The following is an 8,814-nucleotide window of genomic DNA, read 5'->3' as shown; positions in this document are numbered from 1 at the left end:
GGGGCAGCGCCCCGGCGGCGGCACGCCTCAGGTCACCCGCTGCGCCCGGTGCTTCGCGGCCCGCAGCCTCGCCTCCGTCGGCAGCGACTCCAGCCCCGCCGACTCCCGCGCATGCGCCACCGCCTCCCGCGTCAGCCCTTCCAGCGCCGCCCCGGGCGCCGCGTGCGGCTCCAGCAGCAACCGGACCCGCGCCTGCGGCGCGCTGCGCCGGCCCGTCAGCCGCACGCGCGCCCGGGACACCCCGTCCAGGGACTGCGCCTCGCTCTCCAGCACATGCTCCAGCGCGCGTCCCCGCAGCAGCGCGCCCTCCCCGTCGCCGCTGTCGACCAGCACCTCCGCCAGCCGGGCGCGCCGCAGTTGGGACAGCAGCCACCACAGCGCCAGCAGCAGCAGGACCGCGAGGACGGCGATGACGACCGGCCACCACCAACTCTGCTCGCGCCACCGGTGCCGGTCCGCGTCGCTCAGCAGGACGTCGTTCTTTCCGCTGTACGGCCACCAGGACGGTACGGACACGCCGAGCCCCGTCGCCAGCAACCCGCCGCCCACGCAGAGCAGCGCCAGCCCGACCAGGCCCAGCAGGACACGGTTGACGACCCTGATCATCCCCGTCATCCCTTCTTCTTGGGCCGGCGGACGTGCACGGACAGCGCGGGCGGTCTGACGAGGCCCAGTTCGCCGATGCCAGTGCCCAGCGCGGTGTCGAGATCGGCGCGTACGTCGTCCAGTTCGCGGAAGTGGGACACGGCCCGTACGCGGACCTTGGCGCGGCGGACCCGTACGCGTACGGACTGCACACCGGAGACCTCCTGCGCCCGGTCGCGCAGGATCAGCGCCGCCGCCTCCCGGTCCAGCCCGGCCCGTACGCGCGCGGGGCCGCGCCGCATCGGCAGCACCTCGCGCAGACCGGGCGTCAGGGCGAGGAGGAGCAGCCAGAGTCCGACGACCGCCGCGACCCCCGTGCCGACCAGGACCCAGGTGTCGTTCAGGGGCTGGGTGGCGAGTTGACCGGCCAGCCAGCGGCGCCAGTACATGGCGGGATGGTCGGCGCGTACAGCCACGACGTCGTACAGGAGCAGCGCCGCCGCGCCGAGCAGGACGGCGGCGACCACCGCCGCCGGGATACGGCGCCAGGACCAGAAGCGGCCCGCCTTGCCGTCCGCGTCGTCCGCCCCCGGCGTGGGCCGGTTCGACTCGTACCGGGCCGCGGAGGAGGACTGGTCCAGTTCGATCACGTCCGCGCGGACGGCACCCGAGGGGTGCTCGGTCCCCTCGCCCACCGGTTCGCTCATTGGATCCTCCCCTGCGCGGCGCGCGACTGGGCGGAGTGGAGGCCTTCGACCATGACCGCCACTTCGGGCACCTCCATGCCCGCCAGGGCATGTACCCGCTCGGCGACCCGGCGACGCACCGCACCGCACCTGGCGCCGATGTCGCAGGGGTAGTCCAGCTCGACACCGATCCGTACGCGCGCCACGTCGTGGTGGACCAGGACGCTGGCGTGCGGCGCCTCGCCCCCCTCCGGTACGCCGTCCAGCGCCTCGCGCGCCGCCTGCGCGGCGATCTTCGCGACGACCCGGTCGGCGATCGTGGTCGCCCCGCGCCCCGCAGCCGCCATCCGTTCACCGGCCACGGGCGGTCACCGCCGGCGTTCGTCGCGGTCGCGACCGCGGAAGAGGTCGCCCGCTTCCAGATCGCCGTCGAGGAAACGGCCGACCACGAAACCGACCGCGCCCAGCGCGGCCACCAGCAGAAAGGCTCCGAACCCGCCGAAGAATCCGGCGAACGCCAGTGCCATACCGGCCAACAGGCCGACCACCGCCATGCTCATCGTGTGACTCCTGTTCGGTCGTGCGGATCCGGCCGTCACTGGAGCCGGGACTCGGACTCGTCGTCCTCTTCGTCGGGCAGTTTCACATCACTGACGGCGATGTTGACCTCGACCACCTCAAGGCCGGTCATCCGCTCGACGGCGGAGATCACGTTCTCCCGTACATCGCGGGCGACATCGGCGATCGACACGCCGTAGTCCACGACGATCTCCAGGTCGAGGGCGGTCTGCACCTCGCCCACCTCGGCCTTCACACCGCGCGATACGGACTTGGTGCCACCGGGGACCCGGTCGCGCACGGCGCCGAAGGTACGGGACATGCCGCTGCCCATCGCGTGGACGCCGAGCACGTCACGCGCGGCGAGGCCGGCGATCTTCTCGACGACCCCGTCGGCGATGGTGGTCCGGCCGCGGGCGGCCGGGTCGCCACCGCCCTTCCTGCCGGTGGACGTCTTCCGCTCGTCGGCGGACGACGAGGTGGCGGAGGGATCGGACTGGTTGCGCTGTGCGGTGTCGGACATGCGATTCGTCCCTTTCCGGGCGCCGATGGACTCTCTGCACACATTAGGGCGTCTTGCCCGGTCTCGCGTCGGGAATGCGGCAGTCTGAGGGCATGACGACAGGGCGCGATGGCGACGGTGCGGACGGATGGGGCGCGGCGGTACGCGAACGGCTCGGCCTCGGCCGGCTGCTTCCGCTGGGTGAGGCGGCGGACGGGGCGTGGCTGGCCGAACGGGCGGCGACGGCCGCGCTGCGGCATACGGCGGCGGGGGTGTCCGGCGCCGCGCTGGGCCGGTTGCGGGTCCGCCTGGCCGATCCCGCCTCGGCGCGGCCTCCCGCGGTGCCCCCGCCGCCCGGCGCGCTGCCGCCGGGGGCGCTGCGGGTCGAGGGGGATTTCGCGGCGGTCGCGGGTGAGCCGCTGCCGGATACGGCCGAGCGGCTGCGTACGGCGCTGTACGCGCACGCGGTGGACCGGCTGGGGCTGCGGGTGACGGGGGTGGACCTGCGGGTGACGGCGCTGCTGGAGAAGGAGCCGGACGCCGATCCCGGCGCCGGTGATTGCGCGGCGGCGGCTGAGCCGGTCGGGGCAACGGGCGTCGCCCCGGAGGGCACGGCGGCGGCCGTCGCGGCGAACGTCCCCGGCGTCGCCCGGCTGTCCGGGTCGCTCGGCCCGCCGGTGCTCGTGACCGGTGGCCATGTCCGGATCGAGCTGGAGACGGCGGCGGGCCACCTCCCGCGGGAGGTGGCCCGTGCCGTGAGCCGGGCGGTCGCGGCGTCGCTGCCGGGGCGTCCGACGGTGGCCGTGCTGATCACGGCCCTCGACGTCCCGGGCTGAGCGCGCGGCGGCCGATCAGTCCCCCAGGCCGGCCAGGTCCCGCAGCCGGCGTGCCTGGGCGGCGCGCTCGGCGGCGCGCTGTTCGTCGTAACTACGCCCCGGGGCGCCCAGCAGCAGCGCCTTCGTCTCGATCGTCGCGTCGCGCGGCGCCGCGAGGAGGGCCCCGGTCAAGTCCCGCACCGCCGCGTCGAGTTCGCCCGGCGGTACGACGAGATTGGCCAGGCCGGTGCGCTCGGCCTCGTCGGCCTGGACGAAGCGGCCCGTCGCGCAGATCTCCAGCGCGCGGGCGTAGCCGACGATGCCGACCAGGGGGTGCGTGCCGCCGAGGTCGGGGACCAGCCCCAGGCTGGTCTCGCGCATGGCGAACTGCACGTCGGACGCGACGACGCGCAGGTCGCAGGCAAGCGCGAGCTGGAATCCGGCGCCGATGGCGTGTCCCTGGACGGCGGCGACCGACACGATGTCGCTCCTGCGCCACCAGGTGAAGGCGGACTGGTACGCGGCGATGGCCGCGTCGAGGTCCGTGTCGTCGCGGCGTGCCAGCTCCGGGAAGGAGGGTTCACCGTCGAAGCCCTCGGGGGTGAACGCCTGCCGGTCGAGGCCGGCGGAGAAGGACTTGCCTTCGCCGCGCAGCACGACGACCCGCACGCTGCCCGGCAGTGACTGCCCGGCTTCCGTCAACGCCCGCCACAGAGCGGGAGACTGAGCGTTGCGCTTGGCCGGGTTGGTCAGAGTCACCGTGGCAACGGCGTCCTCGACGGTGAGCTGTACGCCGTCCTTGTCGAGTACGGGATCGAGCGAAGTCATGGGGTGCCTCCGGTCCGGTGCAGTCAGCACGACAAGCTAAGTGACTGCACAGTAACCACCCGGTCGACCGCGACGACCGGCCGGGTGGTCACCGGCGGAACCGGTGGCCGGAGAAGCGGTACGCGGTCGTCAGGCCGAGGCCTTCTTGCCGCGTGTCGCTCCACCGCGTCCCCGAAGTGTGACTCCGGACTCGCTGAGCATCCGGTGGACGAATCCGTAGGACCGGCCGGTTTCCTCGGCCAGCGCACGGATACTCGCACCGGAGTCGTACTTCTTCTTCAGGTCTGCCGCGAGCTTGTCGCGCGCGGGGCCGGTTACCCGGCTGCCCTTCTTCAGAGTCTCGGCCACCCGTGCCTCCTCATGGAAGTGCGCTCTGGACTTCTCATGATCACCCCTCGGGGCGCTCCTGGCCACCCATTCAGCAAGGTTCGCACCACAAGCTTCGCCGGAGCTCAGGATTCGAACACGAACGGAATCCCTACTTCCAGACCGGCGCGCACACACCCGTCGCCGGATCCGCACAAGAAACAGCAGGTCAGGCGATGTGTGCGGGAAAGCTGACGGAACTGGTCGTCGAACGGCTTGATCGTCCGCACGCCACGCCACAGTACGAGACGCACTCACTCAGATGATGGATCACCGCTGAGCCGAATGATCCATACGCGGTGGATCACGCCCGTGCCGTCAGGCCAGCGCCACCAGATCCGCGTAGTCGGCGCCCCACAGGTCCTCGACACCGTCGGGCAGCAGGATGATCCGCTCCGGTTCGAGCGCGTGGACGGCGCCCTCGTCGTGGGTGACGAGGATGACCGCGCCCTTGTACGTGCGCAGCGCGCCGAGGATCTCCTCACGGCTGGCCGGGTCGAGGTTGTTCGTGGGCTCGTCCAGGAGCAGCACGTTGGCGGAGGAGACCACCAGGGTCGCCAGCGCCAGGCGGGTCTTCTCGCCGCCGGACAGGACCCGGGCCGGCTTGTCGACGTCGTCCCCGGAGAAGAGGAACGAGCCGAGGGTCTTGCGGACCTCGACCAGGTCCAGGTCCGGTGCGGAGGAGCGCATGTTCTCCAGGACGGAGCGGTCGGGGTCGAGCGTCTCGTGCTCCTGGGCGTAGTAGCCGAGCTTGAGACCGTGGCCCGGTGTCACCGCGCCGGTGTCGGGGGTCTCCACCCCGGCGAGCAGACGGAGCAGGGTGGTCTTGCCCGCGCCGTTGAGGCCGAGGATGACCACGCGCGAACCCTTGTCGATGGCGAGGTCCACGTCGGTGAAGATCTCCAGGGAGCCGTACGACTTCGACAGGCCCTCGGCGGTCAGCGGTGTCTTGCCGCACGGCGCCGGGTCGGGGAAGCGCAGCTTGGCGACCTTGTCGGACTGGCGTACCGCCTCCAGCCCGGAGAGCAGGCGCTCGGCGCGGCGTGCCATGTTCTGCGCGGCGACGGTCTTGGTGGCCTTGGCACGCATCTTGTCGGCCTGCGAGTTGAGCGTCGCGGCCTTCTTCTCGGCGTTGGCCCGCTCGCGCTTGCGGCGCTTCTCGTCGGACTCGCGCTGCTGCTGGTAGAGCTTCCAGCCCATGTTGTAGACGTCGATCTGGGAGCGGTTGGCGTCCAGGTAGAAGACCTTGTTGACGACCGTCTCGACGAGCTCGACGTCGTGGGAGATGACGATGAAGCCGCCGCGGTAGGTCTTGAGGTAGTCCCGCAGCCAGACGATGGAGTCGGCGTCGAGGTGGTTCGTCGGCTCGTCGAGGAGCAGGGTGTCGGCGTCCGAGAAGAGGATGCGGGCGAGTTCGACGCGGCGGCGCTGACCGCCGGAGAGCGTATGGAGGGGCTGGCCGAGGACCCGGTCGGGCAGGCCGAGCGCGGCGGCGATGGTGGCGGCCTCGGACTCGGCGGCGTAACCGCCCTTGGTCAGGAACTCCGTCTCCAGGCGCTCGTACTTCTTCATCGCCTTCTCGCGGGTGGCGCCCTTGCCGTTCGCCATCCGGTCCTCGTTCTCGCGCATCTTCTTCAGGACGGAGTCGAGGTCCCTGGCGGAGAGGATGCGGTCGCGGGCGAGGGTGTCGAGGTCGCCGGTGCGCGGGTCCTGCGGCAGATAACCGACCTCGCCGGAGCGGGTGATGGTGCCCGCGGCGGGGAGTCCCTCACCCGCGAGGCACTTGGTGAGGGTGGTCTTGCCGGCTCCGTTGCGGCCGACCAGGCCGACACGGTCGCCCTTGGCGATACGGAAGGAAGCGGACTCGATGAGGACGCGAGCGCCGGCGCGCAACTCGACACCGGTGGCGGTGATCACGGAAAAACTCCAGGGCGGTATGGACGGCGGAAGGGCGGGCGGAGGGGATTCTTCGACGCCGGCTAATGCACAAGGAGAAATGCCATGCGGCCGAGTCTACCGGGGCCGCACAACTGGTTTACGCCTGGCTGGGTCTGTCCGGGACGGGCGGCCCGGGTCTTCGGGTCGCCCGTCGGCGCGGCACAGGAGGCGCGGGTGAGGGGTGTGGAGGTCGTACGCGCCGGGCGCCCGGCTCCGGGCCGGTCAGGCTCCTCCGGTGTGCACCTGGAACGCCGCCCGGCGTACGGCTTTCGCGAGGGCCGGGTCCGGGTGCGCGGCTGCCAGCGCGACCAGCACCTGCACGGTGCGGGGATGGCCGACGGCCCTGACCTCGTCGAGCAGGGCGGGGACGGTGCCCTGGACGGCCGAGTCGAGATGGCGGACCAGCAGCGCGGTCTCGCCGTGGTCGGCGACGGCCGCCGCGGTGTCGACCCAGAGCCAGGTGGACTCCTCGCGGGTGAGGACGTCGGCCGCGTCCTCGGGGTCCGTGCCGTCGTACTCGGCGAGCCAGAGCAGCGCGTAGGGGCGTACGGAGGGCTCGGCGCTGGCGGCGCGCACCTCGGGCTCGGCGGGGGCGCCGACGACGCGCAGTGCCTCGAAGGCGAGTCCGCGAAGGAGGGCGTCCGCGCCGCGTGCCACGGCGAGGAGTTCGGTGACCGCGCTGCCGACGGGGCGGGCGGCGAGCCAGGCGCGGTACTCGGCGCGGGCCGGTCCGGGGGTGAGCCGGGCGCAGCCGCGCAGCATGTTGTCGGCGGACTGCTCGATGTTGCCCGCCGGGCTCTGCGCGGCGACGCAGATCTGCTCCAGCTTGACCCAGACCGCCCAGTTGCCGAGCGGGGTGAGGGTCGCCTGGCCCTTGCCGAGGGTCAGGGCGCCGACGGCCGCCAGGCCCTCCAGTGCCCAGTCGAGCAGCGGCGGCAGCGGCACCGTGTCGGCGGGCCGGGCCGGCTCGGGCCGCGGCGCCGACGCGGTCGGGGCGGCTGTGGGGCCGGACGCGGCCGTGGGGTCGTACGGGACCTCGCAGCGCTCGTCGCGCAGTTCGGCGACGCGCTGCTGGAGCAGGTCGAGCAGGGCCGGTACGAGCACGGGGCCGGCCGAGAGCTGGAGCAGGGAGAGCACCTGGGGGACGGCCTCGACGACCTCGGCGACCGTCGCGGGGGCGACGTCGGCGGGGGCGGCGTGGACGAGTGACCAGGCGTCGAAGAGGGCGACCCAGCCGCGCAGGACGGCGGAGTCGTCACGGTCCCAGGCGCGCAGGCGCCAGCCGGGGCGCGCGGTGCCGCCGTGCAGTTCGACGAGCCCGGCGAGCCTGGCGCGGTCCCAGCCCGCGCTCACCTGGTCCGGGGTCAACTCCAGGGCGGCGGCGGCCCGTTCGCGGGCCTTCGGGGCGAGCGGGCCCGCGCCGGGGTCCCGGTCGGCCGCGGCCCAGCGGGCGATCCGTACGGCGTCGGCCAGTACGGCCCGCGCCTGACGGGCCAGCTCCGCGGGGGGCGGTGTGCCCTCCGGCGGACGGGGTGCCGGACGTGTTCGTCCGGTGGTCACGGCCCGTCGGGCCGTGGTCAACGCTCGCGGGCGGACGAGTCGGAGTCTGGAGTTGCGCGCCAATTGCTCATCAGGCTTTCGGGACGTCACGGGAGCAGTCTTCCCGCTGATTGCCCGAAAGCCCAAACGGAACCTCCGGGCCGGGCCTCCACCGGCCGGTCACACCGCCGGGAAGACGCGGGACCGGAGGGCGGCCGGGGGCGGCCGGAGAGCGTCGCGGGCGGTACCCCGCGGGTGTTGCCGACAGGGGTGGGGAAGACGGCCGCGGGGTTACATGAGGGGGGTGAGGAAGCGGCGGAGCGCCTCCTCGTAACCGGTGGGATCGGCGTTCCACATGGCGCCGTGCGGGGCGTCCGAGACCGTGTGGAGGGTGATCAGCTCGGGGCGGCGGGCGGCGAGTTCACGGGAGGGGTACCAGGGCGCCAGGGCGTCGTCGGGGCCGTGGACGATCAGTGCCGGGACGTGGAGCATGCCCGGGTCGGCGACCACGGGCAGCCTGCCGCCGCGCAGTCCCGTCCGGCCCTGCGCGGCGCGCACGGCGAGCGGCAGCAGCGGGCCCGGGGTGCGGCGGGCGGTGGCCAGGGCGCGCAGGGTCCTCTCCCAGTCGAGGACGGGGCTGTCCAGGACGAGTCCCTTGATCCGGTCGCGCTGTCCGGACTTTCCTGCGGCGTGCAGGGCCATCGTGGCGCCGATGGACCAGCCGTACAGGATGACGTGTTCGGCGCCGCCGCGGACGGCGAAGCGGATCGCGGCGTCGAGGTCGCGCCACTCGGAGTCGCCGAGGTGACCGAGGCCGTCCGGGGAGCGCGGGGCGCCCTGGTCGCCCCGGTAGGTCAGGTTCAGGACCGGGAGCTGCTGGTCCACCAGGAACTCCAGGACGTTCATGGGGTGCTCGGGGGTGGTGCCGAGGCCGTGCGCGGTGATCACCCAGGTGTCCCGGCTGGTTCGTACCCGGCAGCCGGGACACCTGGGTGAT

At 73.1% G+C, this 8,814-nt stretch carries 11 protein-coding genes; 1 reads left to right on the top strand and 10 read right to left on the bottom strand.

Translation table 11 applies throughout. The features are described from left to right. Positions 1–27: 27 nt before the first annotated feature. The 5 genes from amaP to BHU15_RS34225 are packed head-to-tail and all read right to left on the bottom strand — an operon-like array spanning position 28 to position 2,352. Positions 28–615, bottom strand: coding sequence for an alkaline shock response membrane anchor protein AmaP (amaP, locus tag BHU15_RS34245; RefSeq protein ID WP_069630685.1), 588 nt, complete (start codon positions 613–615; stop codon positions 28–30). Next, positions 612–1,292, bottom strand: a complete 681-nt coding sequence (locus BHU15_RS34240) for a DUF6286 domain-containing protein (RefSeq protein ID WP_069630684.1) — start codon at positions 1,290–1,292, stop codon at positions 612–614. Before BHU15_RS34240 ends, amaP begins: the two co-directional genes overlap by 4 nt. Further along, entirely contained in the window at positions 1,289–1,618 is a 330-nt protein-coding gene (locus tag BHU15_RS34235) for an Asp23/Gls24 family envelope stress response protein (RefSeq protein ID WP_069630686.1), read from the bottom strand. The genes BHU15_RS34240 and BHU15_RS34235 overlap by 4 nt, the downstream gene beginning before the upstream one ends. 21 nt (positions 1,619–1,639) lie before the next feature. Beyond that, positions 1,640–1,831, bottom strand: a complete 192-nt coding sequence (locus tag BHU15_RS34230) for a hypothetical protein (protein WP_023542607.1) — start codon at positions 1,829–1,831, stop codon at positions 1,640–1,642. Positions 1,832–1,866: 35 nt separating this feature from the next. After that, positions 1,867–2,352 (bottom strand): Asp23/Gls24 family envelope stress response protein, encoded by a 486-nt coding sequence (locus tag BHU15_RS34225; RefSeq protein ID WP_069630683.1) that lies wholly within the window; start codon positions 2,350–2,352, stop codon positions 1,867–1,869. A 92-nt stretch (positions 2,353–2,444) separates the two neighbouring features. Here BHU15_RS34225 and BHU15_RS34220 point away from each other — a divergent pair, with 92 nt between their 5' ends. Next, positions 2,445–3,167 (top strand): hypothetical protein, encoded by a 723-nt coding sequence (locus tag BHU15_RS34220; RefSeq protein ID WP_069630682.1) that lies wholly within the window; start codon positions 2,445–2,447, stop codon positions 3,165–3,167. A gap of 15 nt (positions 3,168–3,182) precedes the next feature. On the opposite strand, the gene BHU15_RS34215 is transcribed toward BHU15_RS34220, so the two are convergent. The 5 genes from BHU15_RS34215 to BHU15_RS34195 all read right to left on the bottom strand — a co-directional run. Then, positions 3,183–3,974: an enoyl-CoA hydratase/isomerase family protein gene (locus BHU15_RS34215; protein ID WP_069630681.1), complete on the bottom strand. Its 792-nt coding sequence runs from the start codon at positions 3,972–3,974 to the stop codon at positions 3,183–3,185. Positions 3,975–4,103: 129 nt separating this feature from the next. Further along, complete coding sequence (locus tag BHU15_RS34210) at positions 4,104–4,322, bottom strand: helix-turn-helix domain-containing protein (RefSeq protein WP_023542602.1); 219 nt, start codon at positions 4,320–4,322, stop codon at positions 4,104–4,106. A 336-nt stretch (positions 4,323–4,658) separates the two neighbouring features. Continuing rightward, the gene (locus tag BHU15_RS34205; protein ID WP_069630680.1) at positions 4,659–6,257 is read right to left on the bottom strand and encodes an ABC-F family ATP-binding cassette domain-containing protein; all 1,599 of its coding nucleotides are present in this window, start codon (positions 6,255–6,257) and stop codon (positions 4,659–4,661) included. Positions 6,258–6,500: 243 nt separating this feature from the next. After that, complete coding sequence (locus BHU15_RS34200; RefSeq protein WP_079128573.1) at positions 6,501–7,928, bottom strand: hypothetical protein; 1,428 nt, start codon at positions 7,926–7,928, stop codon at positions 6,501–6,503. A 180-nt stretch (positions 7,929–8,108) separates the two neighbouring features. Next, on the bottom strand, positions 8,109–8,814 hold a 706-nt coding region (locus BHU15_RS34195), incomplete at its 5' end, for an alpha/beta hydrolase (RefSeq protein WP_255293274.1).

This window comes from Streptomyces niveus (assembly GCF_001723055.1).
Classification (GTDB): domain Bacteria; phylum Actinomycetota; class Actinomycetes; order Streptomycetales; family Streptomycetaceae; genus Streptomyces; species Streptomyces niveus.
This window is presented reverse-complemented; position numbering and strand designations above follow the sequence as displayed.